Source organism: Aliidiomarina shirensis (genome assembly GCF_003987345.1).
In the GTDB taxonomy this organism is placed as follows: domain Bacteria; phylum Pseudomonadota; class Gammaproteobacteria; order Enterobacterales; family Alteromonadaceae; genus Aliidiomarina; species Aliidiomarina shirensis.
In genome coordinates this window covers 212,813-229,982 of record NZ_PIPP01000003.1, presented here as the reverse complement: position 1 = coordinate 229,982, position 17,170 = coordinate 212,813, and the positions used below count along the sequence as shown (strand labels likewise).

Below are 17,170 nucleotides of genomic sequence, written 5' to 3'. Positions count from 1 at the left end.
ATTAAACGGTTTCGCAATCTTTATGAAAAAAATAAGCCTGCCAGAAAATTCAAAGTTATTATCCAGCGATTTCGTATTCGGTGTTGCTACCTCGTCGTTTCAGATTGAAGGGGCAGCCGAAGAGCGCGAACTCACTATTTGGGATACCTTTTGCCAACAGCCAGGGCGAATCAAAGACGGAAGTGATGGGTTGGTAGCCTGTGAGCATGTAGAGCGGTGGCGCGAAGATACTGATCTTATTGCTAGCCTTGGCGTTGATGCCTATCGTTTTTCTATCGCTTGGGGCCGTGTTATTCGTGCTGATGGCAGCGTGAATGAAGAAGGGTTGGCGTTTTACGTGAACTTGGTTGATGTATTGGAAACGCTCGGTATTAGTGCTCACGTTACGCTTTATCATTGGGACCTACCGCAATATTTAGAAGATCGTGGTGGCTGGTTGAACCGAGAAACTGCGCACAAGTTTGCTGAATATGCCGAAGTTATCGTGAAAGCCCTCGGCGATAAAGTGGCCAGCTATGCCACATTAAATGAACCATTCTGTAGTGCATATTTAAGTTACGAAGCGGGTATTCATGCGCCGGGTTTGAAAGATCGAAAGAAAGGGCGGCAAGCTGCGCATAACCTGTTGCTCGCCCATGGTTTAGCCATGCCAATTCTGCGTAAGCACGCGCCTAACGCTGAGCACGGCATTGTATTGAACTTTAGCCCTTGCTACCCAGCAAGCAATAGTGAAGCGGATCACAACGCCGCAAACCTTGCGCATAACTATCACAATTTATGGTATTTACAGCCTATTCTTACTGGCAGCTATCCAAGCATACTCGAGCGCCTTGCCGAAAATGAGCGCCCAGAAGTGATATCAGGTGATATGGATATTATTTCCCAGCCTATCGATTTTTTAGGGGTAAATTACTACACGCGAACCGTGTTTCGCGAAAAAAATGGTTGGTTTTCAGATGTACCGCCTTCAGAACCGCCGCTTACAACAATGGGTTGGGAAATCTATCCCGAGGGGCTTACGGAAATTCTTGTTGATCTACAAAGCACGTTTGGTGAACTACCGGCGATTTACATTACCGAAAATGGTGCTGCATTTCCTGATGAAGTAGTAAATAATCGGGTACACGACGACGCTCGAATCGATTACTATAACCGCCACTTGTTGGCAGTTCATGAAAGTATTCAGAAAGGAGTTCCCGTTTGTGGTTATTTTGCTTGGAGCTTGCTCGATAATTTTGAGTGGGCAGAAGGGTATACGCAACGATTCGGAATAGTGTACGTGGATTTTGATAGCCAACAACGTATTCTGAAAGATAGCAGCCGTGCATTACGGCAATTTTGGCTCGCAAGGAAAGCACAACTTCAGGTGGTGGAAGCATCATGATATCGCGAAAAGAAAAAATTGCTTATGGCTTTGGTGATACAGCCAGCAACTTAATTTTTCAAACCGTGATGTTATTTTTAGCCTTTTTCTACACCGATATTTTCGGAATTTCGGCTGCCACTGTGGGTACAATGTTTTTAGTTGTGCGGCTGCTTGATGCTATCACTGATCCGCTTATGGGCTTCTTAGCCGATAAAACCAATACACGATTTGGGCAGTTCCGGCCCTACCTCATCTGGTTGGTTATCCCATTTGCGGTGTGCAGTATTCTTGCGTTCACCACGCCAGATCTTGGTGATAGCGGAAAAGTTATTTACGCTTATGCTACCTACACCCTACTCATGCTCGCCTACACCGCAATTAACATTCCTTATTCCGCTTTAGGCGGCGCGATAACACAAGATCCGAAAGAGCGCGTATCGATTCAATCCTATCGATTTGTGTTTGGTATGCTCGGTGGTCTTTTTGTTACCTTACTCACGCTGCCGTTAGTAGAGTGGTTTGGCCAAGGCAATCGCGCACTCGGCTATCAGCTCACGATAGCTGCCATGAGTGTTGTTGGCGTAGTGCTTTTCCTACTTTGCTTTTGGGGCACCAAAGAGCGAGTGAAACCGCCTGCGGATCAGCAGCTGCGTTTAAAAACGGCGTTGGTAAGTGTATGGAAAAACGATGCTATGCGCACGCTGGCGGTAGTTGCCGTTCTGCTACTTTGCGGTATAGCCATAAAAAATACGCTGGCTATCTTCTATGTAAAATATTATCTGGTACGCGAAGATCTAATAACCCCGTTTATCTCGTTAGGCATGGTCGGCAATATTCTCGGTTGTGCGCTAGCGGCTCCGCTGGTGCGCCGAATCGATAAAGTAAAAGCGTATAAGGCACTGCAAATTATTGCCGCTGTATTTTCACTTGCCGCGTTTTGGGTGAAACCGGACCAACTCGTGCTAGCGTTTGTACTTTACTTCTTCTGGAGTTTCTTCTTACAAATGGCAACCCCCTTACTGTGGGCCAAAATAGCCGACACGGTTGATTTAGGGCAACGCCGATCAGGGTTTCGTGCCACGGGCTTGGTGTATGCTTCGGTAGTGTTTTTTATTAAAATTGGTATCGCGCTGGGCGGTGCAATAGCGGGTTGGTGGCTCGCCCTTTCAGGATATGAACCAAACCAAGTGCAAACGGAAGCAAGCCGTTTAGGTATTTTGTTCGCGTTTACGGTTCTGCCCGCTATTACCTCATTGCTTGTTGCTTGGGTGATGCGCAGGTACACTCTGAATGACGTACGGGTAGAACAAATTGCCCATGAGTTAACTCAAGAACCACGATAACAGCAGCTGGCGAGACGTTTAAACCAATGGCTACAATTTACCAAGTTTCAGAATTAGCAGGTGTATCACTTGCCACCGTATCGCGTGTGATTAACAACACGGTGCCGGTTCGTGAAGCCACGCGCATAAAAGTTGAAGCCGCCATGAAAGAGCTGGGCTATCGGCCAAACTCGGTAGCACAATCATTGGCGAGCAACCGCTCGAATAGCATTGGTATTGTGGTTTCTGAGCTGGGTGGTCCGTTTTATGGCGAGCTATTAAGCCGAATCGAAAATGAATTCCGGGCGGCTGGGAAGCACGTAATTATCGCAGCCGGGCACAGTAACGCAGATTTAGAGCGTGATAGTATCGAGTTTTTACGTGGCCGGAACTGTGATGCATTGATTCTGCATGTAGAAGCGGTGGATGATAAATACTTAACCGAGCTCGCTGCCACAGGTTTACCCTTTGTTCTGATTAACCGCATGGTTGAAACCATCGAAGATCGCTGCATTACTCTGGATAACGATAGAGGTGGTTATTTAGCTACCGAATATATGTTAAAGCTCGGCCATCGCGATATCGCTTATATTTCCGGACCACTTTGGAAGCACGATGCACAGGAGCGCTATAACGGCCACCAAAGTGCATTAACTAAATTTGGTTTGAGCGAAAACAAAGCGTTGTTTTATGAAGGTGATTTCCAAGAAACGGGTGGAGTAAATGGCTTTAACCATTTGCGCGATCATGGTTATTCGTTCACTGCACTCGTGTGTGCGAATGATGAAATGGCCTCGGGTGCAATCACCGCTGCGCATGAAGCGGGTTTAAGAATTCCAGAAGAAATAGCGGTAATCGGCTTCGATAATATTAACTTCTCGCACTATACCTATCCAAAACTTACCACTATCGATTACCCGGTGGCTGAAATAGGCCAAATGGCAGCGCGTTGGGTGTTAAAACGTGTTTACCAACGCCCAATAGACGACCTAAAGGCAGTATTCATGCCCAAGCTTATCGTGCGCGATTCAACCTAATACCTGCATTTGGCGGATTCTTTATCGAACTTTAAACGTGGCGAGCACAATTGCGGTGGTGAACAAAGCCCCTTCAAGCGCGCCAACTACTATTTGCATTACTGGCGATAAGTGCCCTTTCGGAATATTACTGGCGGGCAAGTTGTGGGCTACCATTTCTAAGCTTCCTGCCAATAGATTTCCGCCAGCCAGCACGATGCCGGCACCCACAATGGCACCAATTAAAATCGTGAAAACAGCCGCATGCGCAAAGGTTTCTGCCCGTTGCTTAACGAGCGCGTAAGCAATGCCCACCGCAGCACCAATAGCTAAACCTTCGGCCGCGCCCGTTATATCGCCCGGGTTATAGCCAAGAAGTAGCATAAAAGTATCGATACCAATCAACTTCACGAACGCACCCACCAACAGCCCGCCAAGTGCGCCACCCATCACACTGCGAAATAGTTGGGTATCGTTTTTAAATGGATATTGGCTAATGGCGATGCCAAACGAAACTGCTGCACCGCCGAGTAACGCCACCAGTAAAGTTAGGCTCACCATCACAACGAGCACCGAGGCAGCACCAAAGCTTTGCAGCGCGGGTTGCGAAAGAGCCAGCGCGCCGAACATTACGCCACCAACCAGACCCGCGGCACCCGCACCTAATGTGCCTCGGCCACCGAGCATAATGAGTTTATGAATTGGCATCTGCTGTGGATGAATATGATTCGAAGGGTGCCCTTCTAAAGCTGAATCTGCCTTAATGCTTTGTCCGGGCTCATGGGTTACATCGGCGATAAATCGATACCCATGTTTCGGCACAGTTTCAATAAAACGCGGTGCATTTGCCCGATCGCCAAGGGCGCGGCGAAGCGAGCGTATGCACTGCGTAAGCGCTTCATCGGTAACCGGAATGCCACCCCACACTTCACGCATAAAGCGCTCTTTGCTAATCAGCGCGCCGGAATGAGAAACCAACAGCAGTAAGGCATCGAAATAACGGCTGTTTAAATCAACTATAGCGTCAATGTCTGCCGAAGTTCGCGTTAACGAACGTTCGGCAGGGTTGAGTGTAAATTCATGAAAACGATATTCAGTTGTTGGCATGCGTTACTTACGTTAGGGTGGTTATTCTTTATTTACCGTGGCTTTATCATAGCTATCTGCAGCAACTTTGAATAGTCCGGCCGATACTAACCACAGAATGGCAAACGCAGAATTTAAGAAAAACGCAGGTTTTAAATCTACGGAAAGCGAAAGTGCCAGCGCAATTACCGAAACCGAAAGCTGTGCTACCGCAGTGCTCACCATCACCCAGCTCATGGCACTCGCACGGCCTCGCACAAACACTGAACTCACCAATGCAATGGCAATGACACCTAAGTACATTAAGTTCGCTGGGTGATCCTCGCTACCAATAATGCCAACCGCAAGGTTCATCCATATCAACAATAAGCTGGCCAGAATGGCCAATACCATGCCCATTCGAAAAGCGCCGTTACTTGATAAGCGCACCACGAACTCTATGAATAGCCCGGTGCCACCCAGCAAAATCGAGGCTACGATAAAATCGAAAGCATCCCAATTCACCTCCGTGGTAAAACGCATTGCTATTGCGGGTGTAATCAACAATGCCACCACTAAACCCCAACCTGTAATTCGCCAAACGTTCATTGCCGTGCTCCTCGTGTTTAAGTATTGGCGCAAAGATAGCGCTGAGGTGCATGAAAGTAATGAGGAAAAAGTGAGGAGTTTATTATTTAGAAAATATTGTTAAAAATTTGTATCAAAAATGCGAGGAACACTTTCTCTTCGCTATTTAAAAATATACTATAGGTACAGATTAACGGAGGTCAGCATGATGTTAGGGAAGCGTAGTTTTGTAGTTGGGGTATTCATGCTGGTTTTATCGTGCGCCCAAAGTATTGCGCAAACTAGCGAGTTACCTGTAGGCAACCGAACGAATAATAGTACAACGGTTGCACACGAAGCCACCGAGCAATTTTCTGATTTCGAGCATATTATATGGCAGCTCACAGGCTACCCAACCGATACTGACCCGGCCGATACTTGGGCGGCATTAGAAGCGTTGGAAAGTCATGCGCTTATGGATAATCCGGCCTATGCGCAACTATTGTACTTTCTCCAATGCCACTGGGCCTTTCGTTACAACCTACCTTATCAAGAAATTGCGCTTGAGCAGTTCGAGAAATTTGATGACAACACCCGAAGTGATGCAGCGTATGCAAAGTGTCAGCAAGATGTTATCGCAACCAGTAGTTATGAACTCCCAGAGCTAGAATTAAATGTAACTGCATACCAAGCGCTTACCGAAACCGATCCGCCCTTGCTTGTAGCTTGGGTTGCTTATGATTACGCCTACTACGCACTTGACGCCGGCCTAACCGACCAAGCGATGGAAGCCACTATGAAAGTTCGCGCCATAGCAGAGCAAAGTGGGCTACGTGAGCTAAAAAGCGAGGCGTTAGGGTTAATGGCTTTAATCGAAGCCGATATTCTTCAAGTTGAAGAAGCGCTAGCCACCAATGCCAAAGCTTTAGAGTTGGCGCAACGGGATAGTACTCGGGTAGAGCTTTTGATGAACCGAGGGTGGCTATTATTCGGTATAGATAGGCTAGAAGAAGGGCTGGCAGCGTACGCCGAAGCCGAAGCATTAATTGATTCTGAGAATGAACGCCTTCTAATTACTACGGGAACAAATATTGCTTTTGCATTGCGCAGGCTTGGCCGCATGGAGGAAGCGTTAACGTATACCGAAGCCCTACTTGAGCGTGCGTATCGATTAGGCGATGCCGATTCGATTGCGTTTGTGCAAACACAAAGAGCATCGGTGCTGCTCGAAATTGGTGAACAAGAGCAGGCGCTGGCGATGTTTAGCGAGGCACAGCAGTGGTTTAGAGATAATAAAATAACCAGTGTTCTGGTAGAAAATTTAAAAGGGTGGGCGGAGCTTCTGTTCTTCCATGGCATGCCCAGCGAAGCATACGAAACCCTTGTGGAAAGTATTGAGTTGAATAATGAACTGAATCGGGCCAAGCGCATTACCAATACCGAGCTTATGCAAGCGGTAGTGGCCAGCCAAGAGCAGCGTGAGGAAATCCTAAAGCTGGAAGCCGCTCGAGCGGAAAGCGCTCTTGAACTTCAACAAAGTGAATTTCAACAAAAGCTCTGGATCATTATTATTTCCGTAGCGATTATCTTCACCGGCATTGTTGTTATTGCGTATTTGCGCCTAAAAAGAGCGCATCGGGAACTGGCCGAAAAAACCAAACAACTCGATTATGAAAGCCGGCACGATCCACTCACGAAGTTGCATAATCGCCGTTCTTTTGGTGAGTTCATGCAAAGCCAATTCAAGAACAACCAACCCGCGTTAATTGTACTGCTGGATTTAGATCATTTTAAACGAATCAACGATCATTTCGGGCATGATGCGGGCGATGAAGTGCTGCGAATTATATGTGGCCGGATCAAGCACAAGTTGAAATCTACCGACCGCATGGTGCGTTGGGGTGGTGAAGAGTTTTTGATTTACCTGAACGATGTGAACGACCCTGAAATTGTTAAAGTGTTGATTCAACGGATCTTAAAAGACGTGCAACAACCCGTGCGCTTTAATTCAACCGAACTGCCAGTAACCACGTCAATTGGATTTTTAGTGCGTAACATTAGCACTCAATTGGAACTCGACGAGGCCTTAAGCCTTGCTGATACGTATTTGTACAAGGCAAAAGGCGCAGGCCGCAACCGAGCAGTAGGTGAGCACGAGAAGCTGGGTGAGATATGCATTACTCCCGATGCTGATTAAAAGCAGCTAACCTTTTCTGCAACGTGGCCAGCAATTCTTCGCTATTCGATTCTAAGCCTCGTACAGTATAGCCACCGGCTTTATCCTTGCGGCCAATTCTTAAGAAATTTCGCTTCGAGGTTACAGGTGCCCACGGGTTACCCACTAGCTCGGCGTTTGCAATGGCTGCATAAGGAATTTTAGTGTTTCGAAGTGTAGTTGTAATCTCTAGATGAGCATTGTGAAAAGTGAGCTGCTTGGGTGTGTACCAAGCGCGGTAAATCGTGTGGATGGCAAATATTGAGGCCACAATAAGAATACCTAAGTGGCCTGGAAAGAAGAAGTCAACGAAGCCAGTTTCTTGGTAGTTACCGAAGATAAATACAGAATAAATAAGCGCTACAGTTACTATCCACTGAATAGTATCTCGTACTACGTTTAGGTGTTGAAAGTACTGTGTGCGCGATATTTGCGTGTGCTCGGCTGCTATACGTTCAAACACAAAAGATACAAGTTCTTCAAAGCGTTCAATGTAGGGTGGAATGTGCAGCCTCAACATACCCGCGTTATCGAATAAATCGAGCCCTTTTCTGCCTATAGTCGAAAATTCAGTACTTTGTATATCGCACCATTTTATAGAAGCATGTTCTTTACCGCTGCGCTCGATAGAAATTGATTCATCGGAAACCTTTACTACATTGCGCTTGATCCAAGTTCGTCCAAACCAAGCAACAGCTAGTGCTACGGGTAAAAGCACTAACAACAATTGATTAAATGAAAAAGCTTCGATAAACCTCGAAGTAACAAGGGAGAGAAATACTAGGTAAATAAAGATAAGAACATTCAAGCTAGAAAATAGCTTTGCTTCACCTCGGTACACGTCCTGTTGCGATTGCATATTAATCCCTTATTCAATGGCTCTTTATTGATTGCTCTACCCATGGAATTCTTGCGTAGCTGAGCGATTATTGGTTTTATTGTAGTATAGCGATTTAGAAATCTCAGCACATTTATCACTCATATTTTTTGGCTTTGCAGTGCAACGATTGAACAGAAAATAGGGAAACCGCGCATGAGCAAACAAGAACGCAAAAGTTGGCGACATAAATTGAACGCATGGTATTGGCCAATCGTGGCGGCTGTTGTTACTTTTCTTGTGGCCGTTGAAGTAATGGAAAACGTATTTGGCGTTAAACTGGGTTCGTTGGCAAATTTAGCTTTGTATTTCGGGCTTTATGTTGTGTATGCGTGGATTTTCAGCGTTCTTGCAGGCGGTAAGAAAGAACGCGTTGCGCACCCGGCCGAAAAGTGGCCAACCTCTGGCCCCATTCGCTATTGCGGGCGCTATATGCTGCTGTTTACCTTCTACCCAACGGTAATGCTATCGGTGCTAAACCCATTTCAATTTGTGCAACAAATGAAGCAAATTTTTGGCCAAATAAAAGCCGCTAAATATTTGCGTGAGCACGAAGAAGAAAATGCTAATTATCAAACGAAAATGAGCTATCGATTGCCATTTACAGGCGAGTGGCTGGTGTTTAATGGCGGCTTAACCAAGGAAACCTCGCACTCTTGGGGCGTATACCCCCAGCGCTACGCTTATGATTTTGTTATGGCCGATGAAAACTATCGCCGACACCAGAACCAAGGCGCTCGCCTGCACGATTATTTTTGTTACAACCAACCTATTCTGGCCGCTGCCGATGGTGAAGTAGTAGCCGTGCTCGATCGCGTTCGCCCAGCGCCATTGGTAGGTTTCGGTATTGCCGATTTCCTCTGCACACATTTTGCCGGTAATCACGTGGTTATCCGCCATGCTGAGGGCGAATATGGGTTTTACGCCCACCTGATCAAAGGCAGCATACCTGTAAAAGTAGGGGAGCAAGTGAAACAAGGCCAAGTAATTGGCCATTGCGGCCACACCGGGCATTCAAGCGAACCCCACCTGCATTTCCATCTACAAAACGGCCCCAGCTTCTACAGCTCAATGGGCCTACCCATTCGCTTCGAAGGCGTTGGCGAAATTACCCGCGGCGAGAAAGTGGCGGGGTAGTTTGGCCTAGTTAAGGTGTCAAAAGAAATTAGCTGATTTTTCTAAAATGTGAAGCAATCAAATAAACCATTCGCGGGCACCACGTTGAAAAATAGCAACCTCAGCTTTCCGTTTTAAGTGATCAAACAGGGGTTTTTCCCAAAAATCTCTGTTGAATTCACCGAGCGTTCTTTGTACTTCAAATTTAAATAATTCAGGCTCAACGCTAAAAGCAAATTGCCAGTTATCAATGATTCGATCTCGGCTTTCTAGAAATACAGAACTTGCTGGAATAGCATCACGCTTTTGATTATTTACCTTTTTGCTAGCGGGTAGTAGATTCCACAAATCGTTGTTATACCAAAGGCTAAAAGGCAATGCGTGGTCTACGTCAAATACACTGGATGTAAGCTCTGTACCTGTCCAAACGCAGGCTAAATTTGGATTCTGTAAATAAATTTTTCTGGCTAAAGCTTGTTCGCGCTCTATTTCTGGCTTCTGGAGTAGTCGTTCCATCACGATGCCGATGTTCAAGTGGGGAAGACGTAACCCGAAACGGCAGCAGAGTTCTGCCCAGCGTAATATTAGCGAATCGCGTACCCAATATCCGGTTAAGCAAAACTCCAACCAAAGTTCAGCCTCCACCTCTATAGTGTCATTCGTTTTATTGTGCGAAAACATCTCCCCCGAACTGGCAAACTTTACTGGGCCGGTAATTATCGCATTTCGAATTTTGCTTAAAGTAGTTTTGAGCCTTTTCAGCATTTCTTCAGAAAGCACTCCTTTTTTCCAAGCCAACATGAATGCAGAGAGCAACTGAGTATCTGAAAGGTCGTTAATTTGGAATTCTTCAGCGGATTCTACAATTAGCTCGTAAAGCGGTTTTCTAAATGCTATTACAGAGCTACCTGTTGCTTCCGCATTGTGTTGCGGAATCAATTGAGAAGCGCTAACTAACGGCCAATAGTAGATTAGCCAGAGCTCGGCTATACGCTTTGTAGGAATTGCTATGTTGCCAGAGGGGTTCCATGCCACCGCATGATCATCTTGTTCTGCAATATCGCAAAACGCCCTCAATAACGCTAATTTATACGAAGCTACTTTCTTGTCGTTGCGTAATACTGATTCAATTCTATCGAGCGGCTTACCAGCTGCCGATTTCCGCACAAACAGCAATGTATGCCAAGCGGTATCTTTACGGCCAAGTGCATCATCGGTTGTATGCTCTTCGATACAATCAAATGCGAGGCGTTTGCATAAAAGTTTGAGTTGATTTGCGGTGATAGGGCTAAATAATCGCCCATGCTGGTCTCGATTGCCAGCGTCAATATCATTGCGTTGCAATGGAACTGATATTAGTAAACGACCTTGTGTAGTAAGCACATCACGCAAGGCTAAAATAGCATCAAATAGCACATTTGGCGGTAAGTGCATCAGAACAGCAGAGCAAACTACGCCATCGTATTTCTGATATGAAATTAAATTGTCAGGCAGGCTGCCTGAAAATAAACGGTTTTCGAGTTCAGGGTGTTTCGCAATAGCAAGATCACGGAGTTCTTTTACCGGCTCTGCGCCATACGCATCGAAACCAAGCTCTAATAACTTACGAACATCGCGGCCGGAACCAGCACCGACATCTAAGATCTTACTACCCTTCAAGAAGCTGCTCGGGAAAAACCCAGCAATACCACTTTCGACAAGGCTTTCGTAACGATCGAAAACATCTTCAGCGTTGTTGGTATAATACGATAGTGTATCCCTATCCACGAATGCGTTCATGTTGTTCCTGCCCCCAAATCAAGCCTCTACTTTGTACGCAATGGCTTAGTTTGGCAAGTGGGGTTCCAAACAAGGCACTGAATGATAATCGCGCTGATATTCGTTATCGGTGATATAGGTTTCTATTGCTGCAAAGGTTTGCTCTATGGCGGTTATGGCTGATGTTCGTGCGGATGTGCGTGGGATGTTGCCTTTTGGGTTGGAATTACCTTGGTATGCTATCTGCACAGTGCCGTTTTCGGTAGCTTGTATGTGCCAGTTGGCGGCTACATCGGTCATGCGGATTACGTTTTTGCTGGGTGGCTTTTCTTCACTGGCGTTCGTTATTTCAATACGTAGAGCTTCCGACTCAGCATCATATTGCCAGATACTTCGTGTCACCATATCGCGGTCTGATATTGGCCAGTGGGAATCAAATTCGGTGTGAACAATGCGGGTGTAAGGATTGAGCTGCTCAACGAGAGTTGCATCGGTTGCTATTTCTATCCAATCGCTGACACGTTCGGTATCGTTAAACAAATGTACGAATGCTGCCATGCAACTGCCGTTATTTGCAACGAGCTCGGTTCGGGCCCTAATTTGCAGAACATCACCAGCAATATCACGATACTCAATCTGAACATTGCTGTTGTTAGAAGCGTGTTTCCACTCATCAGCTGCGGCAGTAGAAGAAATGCTAAGCCCACATAGGGCTGAAGCCGATAAAACCATTAAGTACTTCATGTGCATACTCTCTATATGGTGCCTCTCAAACTATTGAGGTGCCTTTAATGATTTTAGCTAACAAATGTTACTTTGCTTGTTTCCGGCGAATAAAATACAAACGATTTCCAATTTAGCCAAAGTTGGCCACAATATTCACATAAAAATGCTACGTTAATATGAACCTAATACATTGAATGAGTGGAATAGCGATGAGATTTCTTACCTACAAGTGGGCATGGGTGTTTAGTATTGTTTTGCTGTTGCTCGCGCAACCAGCTCAAGCTATGGATGGCCCACTCCCTCACGAGCAAAAGCCGCTTACATTAGATAAGGGCATGTACGAGGGTATCGAAACGCTTACCCGTGAGTATATTTTATTGGGGATACGAGAGGACGAAACGCACTTTATTCTCGATTTCAGTATTTCGGACGGCTTTCAGTTGCGCCATTCTTCGTATTTCACCGATGATAGCATTTCTTGTTCATCGATAAACTGCACAATTACGTTCTTTGACCAAATGGGTTACGAACGCCGCCTAACAATGGTGCCTAGTGCTTTGGGTTATTGGAATATAATCGATTCCCATCTTGGCAGAGACTCAGGACTTCGTTTCGTTGAAAACTATCATTTAAAACATGTGAACGGTGATTCTGCAGCGCGTAAGCTCACATTTAAACATGAGAATTTGATACGGAGTGTAAGGGAGGGGAATGAGCATGATTTTTACCTTGGCTATTCCTACGGGCCACGAGCGCCCCATCACGAATTGTTAACTTTAGAGCTTCACGATGATAATACAGCAACGTTCGAAGTTTATCTGTTGGGCGCTGGCCCCTCAATTAATTCCGTCAGTGAGCATACCCTAACGGTATCTCGCGGCGAGCTTAATGAAAACCACTTAGTGTTGCGTTCAGAAGACGATACGCGATTACTTTTATCATTGTTTAATAATGATGATGTGCTACTTGAAGGTTTTTTTCTAGTTGGTGAACCCCAAATACCCGGGAAATCTGCTGATAAAGCGGTGTACTTTATGAAGATTACCCCACTCAATTAACCATATTTGAAGTCCTAGCAGCCACCGAGTTACTTCGGTGGCACATACTCTAAAATATCCCCAGGTTGGCAATTTAACGCTTCGCAAATAGCTTCGAGGGTGCTGAAGCGAATGGCTTTTACTTTGCCCGTTTTTAAAAGCGATAAATTGGTGAGCGAAACACCTACCCGCTCGGAAAGCTCGGTTAACGGCATTTTGTTTTTGGCGAGCTCCACATCTAAGTTAATTCGAATGTTCATGGTGGCCTCTTAAACAATATCGATGTTGGCTTTGTTTCGCCAAAAATGTATGGCGAGCGATATCAAGCCAGCCAAAAAAGCAACGGTGCTGATTGGAATGCTAACAAGCATTACGAGTGAGCCGGCGGCAACACACCCACCGGTTACTCGCAAAAGCTGGGAGCTTAACGAGCGGCTAAGCGCAAGTGCTACGCCGAACGCGCATAATGTAATCACTAAAACCAACACCGTACTCAAAAGTAGGACATCGAGTGTGTAATAGTTGCTCACGGAAATACGCCCAGTTGCAGGCCCCTCTAAAAGAAACCAAATGCATTGAATAAGCATCGCTATGGCTAATACAACGAGTAGTAGATTAAGCAGTAGCTGTGTTCCACTGCTCACTAAAAGTGTTTTGAATTCATTTCGTAGTGCCAGCAGTAGATACAGGCCAATAGCTTGAAATAACCCGATTACCAGCACACGCGCAATGCTGGTTTCCCCTGCAAAACTCGGCTCGCTGGTGATAGCGCTTGCCATCCAATTCATAATCAGTAGCAATAACAGCGCAGCAAGAATCGCTAGGCTCGCCGTTAACTTGCGTGAGTTTTTCATAACAGCCTCCGGTTACACCACATCGACAGGTTGGGTGGATTTGTAAAAATACACAGCGATAAATCCACAACCGATAGTGAGCATGATAGGGGTTACCGGTAACAATACTGCTAGGGTAATCGCTGGAAGCAGAATTGATAGGGCTATAAATAGGCCAGCCATGCGAAGGCTTGCGGGTAGCTTCGGCTGGTGAAATTGTATTGCAGCGCTAAATGTTACGAGTCCACTGAGTAGCATTAATACCAGAAGGCTTCCTAAAATAATTAAGGGTGAATCAGGACCAGCAGCTTCTACTTTGCCAAACAGTACCCATATTACGGAGAACAGCGCAATGATAAGGGCAAACCCTACGATAATGCGCTTTAACAGGGTTGCCTCTAAATGGGCTAATGATGCCCGGACGTTTAGCAAGGTAACGATCACTAAAACGTGCATGAGCACAGTGAAGATATGACGCCAGTAGAAGGTGTTCTCGGTGCTCGGCCACATCAGTTTTTCAAAGAACACACCAAATTGTGAAAGCCAGTAAACGGGTATCAATATCGTGAGCAATAACGCAATAGCGGCGGCGAATTTTGCATTGTAATAGGGCATTTGAAATCCTTTTAACGGTTGTTTCACACAACTTCTACTTCGTGGTCACCGCGGAAAAACTGAATCGCGAGCACAATTAATAGCACCGGGAATAAGAAGATATTCACAATGCCCAGCACTACAGTGAATTGGAACACGCAGGCTATGAGTAGGCCCACGGAGAACACTTTGAGTGGCATTGAAAGTTGGGCAAAGCGGATGAGCATGCTGATGGCGAAAATAAAGGCTACTACGGCATATAAAAATAGGCAGATGAGGCCAAATATAACGGTAACGTTCATTAATGTATCGCTCAATGCGGCCAGACCGAGTGCTAAGGTTATATCAACCACAACCGTGGCATGAAAAAGGCCTACAACAACCGCCATAATAATGAGTAAAACCGCGGGTAAGTTGCCGTTAAGTTGATTTCGGCACAGTTTGGCGAGCGCCACATACACCGCGATTTCGAGTGCACCAATAATAACGAATAAAACATCCCATCCATTTAGGCTGGTGAGGTCGTTTTGAAAGGCGGCTTCAAATGATTCAGCGCTTAGCGTGCCGAATGCGTAAAGCCAATAAACCGGAAACAGAATTGCCAACGCGATTGCGGCGAAGCCGGCAGATTTAAACGCATTTGTGTTCATAGTTATTCTCCGAAAATGCCGAGCCCCTGTGTTTTGGCTACATCGCGGCTGTGTTGATAAAAAGGTTTGTGCGTATGTATTGCACCGTTGTTTATAAAATAGATCGGCATTTTATGATATGCAAGTATTATTTTATGATAAACGTAAAATGATAGGTAAGAGCACCCCCTGCCGTGTTTGCGGAAGCTTCGAGATACGGCTAATTCATTGCCTTTCGAACGGTGGGTGTATCGGCGCTGGTGGTTTTGCATTGCGCTATACCCTTGGGGTTTGCTTTCGCTTTGCGTTTCAAATCAGCCGCCAAGGAGGATACTTCTTGATGAGAGAATATTGAGTTGGGGCTAACTTCCACAATGCCTACGCTGTAATCGAGGATAGGGAAATTTTGGAAGCGGCCATTTCGAGCGCGCGCTAAAATGGTATTCGATTCTAAGTGCTCCTGGCGGTAAAATCCTTGAATTTCCTCTAAAAACTTGTTTTTTAGTACATCAAGCAGTTGCTTGTTGAAGTTTTTATCGCCGATCACGATAAAATCATCACCGCCAACATGGCCCACGAAATAATTTTGTTCGGTAAACACTTCATGCAGCATTTGTGCGAACCATTGAATAACCGTATCACCTTGATGGTAACCATAAATATCGTTGTAGGGCTTAAAGTTATTTAAATCGAAGTAGAGCACAAAAAATGCGTGTTGATTGGTGATGTGTAAATCAATCTGTTGGTTGATTGGTACATTGCCAGGCAGCAAGGTAAGTGGGTTTGCATAACGCGCATTCTGAATACGGAACTCGGTAATGCGGCGCAGCAGGCTAGGAACGGCAATCACACCGCAGTATTTACCGTTTTTCTGAATGAGGAGCACGTGTTGATCGAGTGTATCTTCATGCTCAGTGAGCAATGCGCTTGCTTGCTCTAGCGGTGCATTGATATCGATAATCAGCCCGTTCGTTTGCATCACAAGAGAAACTGGTTTGCTGGCATAGAGTGCTCTGCCGAAATTACTCGACATCAATTCCATGAATTGCCCGCGCCGAATAATGCCCGTAATTTGTTCGTTATCGACCACAGGAATGGCAACTAACCGGTTGTTTTGTTGAAAATAATCGAGAATATCTGAAATTCTTCGAGAGCTGGTGACAACAGTTGTATCTTCTACCAAGGCATGTAAAGAATTATATCGATCAAGGTGGTTTTCTTCCGCGAGTAAAGCTTCAAGCAATTCGGTATTCAGTGGTTGTAGCGCCGGCCTGCCGATTAGAAAACCTTGCATGGCAAAAATACCTATTTTTTGTAATTGGCGAAGCTCTTGAATCGTTTCAATGCCCTCGGCAATTACCGTGGCGTGCAAGTTTTTAGCAAGGGTTACGATATGCTGCACGAACTCTCGTTTGTAGGGGTTTTTGTGTATTTCGCTAATAAAATAGCGATCAATTTTTATAAACTCAGGGCGTATTTCAGCCCAGAGCATCATACTTGAATGGCCGGCACCGAGGTCGTCGATGGCGAATCGAAAGCCCAAGTTCCGTAAGCGGTTCGTCGCTTTCTTTAGCTGCAATATGTTCTCTACCGGATGCTGTTCAGATAGCTCTAACACGATGGGAGTTGAAGAGTTTTTCTGCAGCGCGGCTAATTCACGGAAAACATCGTCATTGCTGAGAAAGTTTGGGTTGATGTTGATGAACAGTAGGCCGTTAAACTCGGATTTTTGATATGAACCCACAGCACTTCGTAAGCAATAACATTCCAAACCTCTGCGTATTCCGAGTTCATCGGCTGCCGAGAAAATAGCTGCGGGTAGCTCAAACGCACTATCCCTAGGGCCGCGTATCAGGCTTTCATTGCCAATAATGGCACCGCGATAGGTATCAACAATGGGTTGATAAACAGAGAACAATGAACCTGTATCGATAGCGTTTTCTAGCATATTAAGTGCTGTTCGGTTAGTAAAACATGTGGCAAGTTTTACCTATTCGTATGACATTCCTGTGAAACATGCGTGTAGCTGCGCATGCCTACCTGAACAGT

The 17,170-nt window shown here is 45.7% G+C and carries 16 protein-coding genes; 6 read left to right on the top strand and 10 right to left on the bottom strand.

From position 1 onward, the window contains the following. The first annotated feature begins 22 nt into the window (after positions 1–22). Genes CWE13_RS08455 through CWE13_RS08445 form a run of 3 tightly spaced genes read left to right on the top strand, consistent with a single transcriptional unit; the run spans position 23 to position 3,725 of the window. Positions 23–1,384 (top strand): GH1 family beta-glucosidase, encoded by a 1,362-nt coding sequence (locus CWE13_RS08455; protein ID WP_126807718.1) that lies wholly within the window; start codon positions 23–25, stop codon positions 1,382–1,384. Next, positions 1,381–2,709, top strand: a complete 1,329-nt coding sequence (locus tag CWE13_RS08450) for a glycoside-pentoside-hexuronide (GPH):cation symporter (RefSeq protein ID WP_126807716.1) — start codon at positions 1,381–1,383, stop codon at positions 2,707–2,709. Before CWE13_RS08455 ends, CWE13_RS08450 begins: the two co-directional genes overlap by 4 nt. A gap of 26 nt (positions 2,710–2,735) precedes the next feature. Then, a complete protein-coding gene (locus CWE13_RS08445; protein ID WP_126807714.1) occupies positions 2,736–3,725 on the top strand; it encodes a LacI family DNA-binding transcriptional regulator in 990 nt (329 codons plus the stop codon). A gap of 21 nt (positions 3,726–3,746) precedes the next feature. On the opposite strand, the gene CWE13_RS08440 is transcribed toward CWE13_RS08445, so the two are convergent. Both CWE13_RS08440 and CWE13_RS08435 read right to left on the bottom strand, forming a co-directional pair. Further along, positions 3,747–4,811, bottom strand: coding sequence for a winged helix-turn-helix domain-containing protein (locus CWE13_RS08440; RefSeq protein WP_126807713.1), 1,065 nt, complete (start codon positions 4,809–4,811; stop codon positions 3,747–3,749). A gap of 21 nt (positions 4,812–4,832) precedes the next feature. Next, positions 4,833–5,378, bottom strand: coding sequence for a hypothetical protein (locus CWE13_RS08435; protein ID WP_126807711.1), 546 nt, complete (start codon positions 5,376–5,378; stop codon positions 4,833–4,835). Between the two features lie 184 nt (positions 5,379–5,562). On the opposite strand from CWE13_RS08435, the gene CWE13_RS08430 reads away from it, so the two are divergent. Next, positions 5,563–7,533 (top strand): tetratricopeptide repeat-containing diguanylate cyclase, encoded by a 1,971-nt coding sequence (locus CWE13_RS08430; RefSeq protein ID WP_198677926.1) that lies wholly within the window; start codon positions 5,563–5,565, stop codon positions 7,531–7,533. On the opposite strand, the gene CWE13_RS08425 is transcribed toward CWE13_RS08430, so the two are convergent. Next, positions 7,514–8,410, bottom strand: coding sequence for a hypothetical protein (locus CWE13_RS08425; RefSeq protein WP_126807707.1), 897 nt, complete (start codon positions 8,408–8,410; stop codon positions 7,514–7,516). The two genes, CWE13_RS08430 and CWE13_RS08425, sit on opposite strands and share 20 nt — an antisense overlap. A gap of 174 nt (positions 8,411–8,584) precedes the next feature. Between CWE13_RS08425 and CWE13_RS08420 the strand changes: the two genes are divergently transcribed. Continuing rightward, positions 8,585–9,565, top strand: coding sequence for a M23 family metallopeptidase (locus CWE13_RS08420; protein ID WP_126807706.1), 981 nt, complete (start codon positions 8,585–8,587; stop codon positions 9,563–9,565). Between the two features lie 57 nt (positions 9,566–9,622). Here CWE13_RS08420 and CWE13_RS08415 read toward each other — a convergent pair whose 3' ends face one another. Then, positions 9,623–11,323, bottom strand: a complete 1,701-nt coding sequence (locus CWE13_RS08415; protein WP_126807704.1) for a class I SAM-dependent methyltransferase — start codon at positions 11,321–11,323, stop codon at positions 9,623–9,625. Between the two features lie 45 nt (positions 11,324–11,368). Continuing rightward, positions 11,369–12,046 (bottom strand): START domain-containing protein, encoded by a 678-nt coding sequence (locus CWE13_RS08410; protein WP_157980949.1) that lies wholly within the window; start codon positions 12,044–12,046, stop codon positions 11,369–11,371. Positions 12,047–12,237: 191 nt separating this feature from the next. On the opposite strand from CWE13_RS08410, the gene CWE13_RS08405 reads away from it, so the two are divergent. Continuing rightward, positions 12,238–13,086 carry a hypothetical protein gene (locus CWE13_RS08405; protein ID WP_126807700.1) on the top strand — a complete coding sequence of 283 codons (849 nt, stop codon included), beginning with the start codon at positions 12,238–12,240 and terminating at the stop codon, positions 13,084–13,086. A 29-nt stretch (positions 13,087–13,115) separates the two neighbouring features. Here CWE13_RS08405 and CWE13_RS08400 read toward each other — a convergent pair whose 3' ends face one another. The 5 genes from CWE13_RS08400 to CWE13_RS08380 all read right to left on the bottom strand — a co-directional run bounded on the left by CWE13_RS08400 (position 13,116) and on the right by CWE13_RS08380 (position 17,069). Then, positions 13,116–13,325 carry a helix-turn-helix domain-containing protein gene (locus CWE13_RS08400; protein WP_007420073.1) on the bottom strand — a complete coding sequence of 70 codons (210 nt, stop codon included), beginning with the start codon at positions 13,323–13,325 and terminating at the stop codon, positions 13,116–13,118. 9 nt (positions 13,326–13,334) lie between these two features. Continuing rightward, positions 13,335–13,919, bottom strand: a complete 585-nt coding sequence (locus CWE13_RS08395; protein WP_126807696.1) for a hypothetical protein — start codon at positions 13,917–13,919, stop codon at positions 13,335–13,337. A 12-nt stretch (positions 13,920–13,931) separates the two neighbouring features. Next, the gene (locus tag CWE13_RS08390) at positions 13,932–14,513 is read right to left on the bottom strand and encodes a hypothetical protein (protein ID WP_126807694.1); all 582 of its coding nucleotides are present in this window, start codon (positions 14,511–14,513) and stop codon (positions 13,932–13,934) included. A gap of 23 nt (positions 14,514–14,536) precedes the next feature. Next, positions 14,537–15,142 carry a hypothetical protein gene (locus CWE13_RS08385; protein ID WP_126807692.1) on the bottom strand — a complete coding sequence of 202 codons (606 nt, stop codon included), beginning with the start codon at positions 15,140–15,142 and terminating at the stop codon, positions 14,537–14,539. A gap of 199 nt (positions 15,143–15,341) precedes the next feature. Then, positions 15,342–17,069 carry a GGDEF domain-containing protein gene (locus CWE13_RS08380; protein WP_126807690.1) on the bottom strand — a complete coding sequence of 576 codons (1,728 nt, stop codon included), beginning with the start codon at positions 17,067–17,069 and terminating at the stop codon, positions 15,342–15,344. Positions 17,070–17,170: the final 101 nt, after the last annotated feature.

Coding starts and splice junctions, on each gene's coding strand:
- CWE13_RS08455 (WP_126807718.1), top strand. CDS start 23: ATGAAAAAAATAAGCCTGCCAGAAAATTCAAAGTTATTATCCAGCGAT.
- CWE13_RS08450 (WP_126807716.1), top strand. CDS start 1,381: ATGATATCGCGAAAAGAAAAAATTGCTTATGGCTTTGGTGATACAGCC.
- CWE13_RS08445 (WP_126807714.1), top strand. CDS start 2,736: ATGGCTACAATTTACCAAGTTTCAGAATTAGCAGGTGTATCACTTGCC.
- CWE13_RS08440 (WP_126807713.1), bottom strand. CDS start 4,811: ATGCCAACAACTGAATATCGTTTTCATGAATTTACACTCAACCCTGCC.
- CWE13_RS08435 (WP_126807711.1), bottom strand. CDS start 5,378: ATGAACGTTTGGCGAATTACAGGTTGGGGTTTAGTGGTGGCATTGTTG.
- CWE13_RS08430 (WP_198677926.1), top strand. CDS start 5,563: ATGATGTTAGGGAAGCGTAGTTTTGTAGTTGGGGTATTCATGCTGGTT.
- CWE13_RS08425 (WP_126807707.1), bottom strand. CDS start 8,410: ATGCAATCGCAACAGGACGTGTACCGAGGTGAAGCAAAGCTATTTTCT.
- CWE13_RS08420 (WP_126807706.1), top strand. CDS start 8,585: ATGAGCAAACAAGAACGCAAAAGTTGGCGACATAAATTGAACGCATGG.
- CWE13_RS08415 (WP_126807704.1), bottom strand. CDS start 11,323: ATGAACGCATTCGTGGATAGGGATACACTATCGTATTATACCAACAAC.
- CWE13_RS08410 (WP_157980949.1), bottom strand. CDS start 12,046: ATGAAGTACTTAATGGTTTTATCGGCTTCAGCCCTATGTGGGCTTAGC.
- CWE13_RS08405 (WP_126807700.1), top strand. CDS start 12,238: ATGAGATTTCTTACCTACAAGTGGGCATGGGTGTTTAGTATTGTTTTG.
- CWE13_RS08400 (WP_007420073.1), bottom strand. CDS start 13,325: ATGAACATTCGAATTAACTTAGATGTGGAGCTCGCCAAAAACAAAATG.
- CWE13_RS08395 (WP_126807696.1), bottom strand. CDS start 13,919: ATGAAAAACTCACGCAAGTTAACGGCGAGCCTAGCGATTCTTGCTGCG.
- CWE13_RS08390 (WP_126807694.1), bottom strand. CDS start 14,513: ATGCCCTATTACAATGCAAAATTCGCCGCCGCTATTGCGTTATTGCTC.
- CWE13_RS08385 (WP_126807692.1), bottom strand. CDS start 15,142: ATGAACACAAATGCGTTTAAATCTGCCGGCTTCGCCGCAATCGCGTTG.
- CWE13_RS08380 (WP_126807690.1), bottom strand. CDS start 17,069: ATGCTAGAAAACGCTATCGATACAGGTTCATTGTTCTCTGTTTATCAA.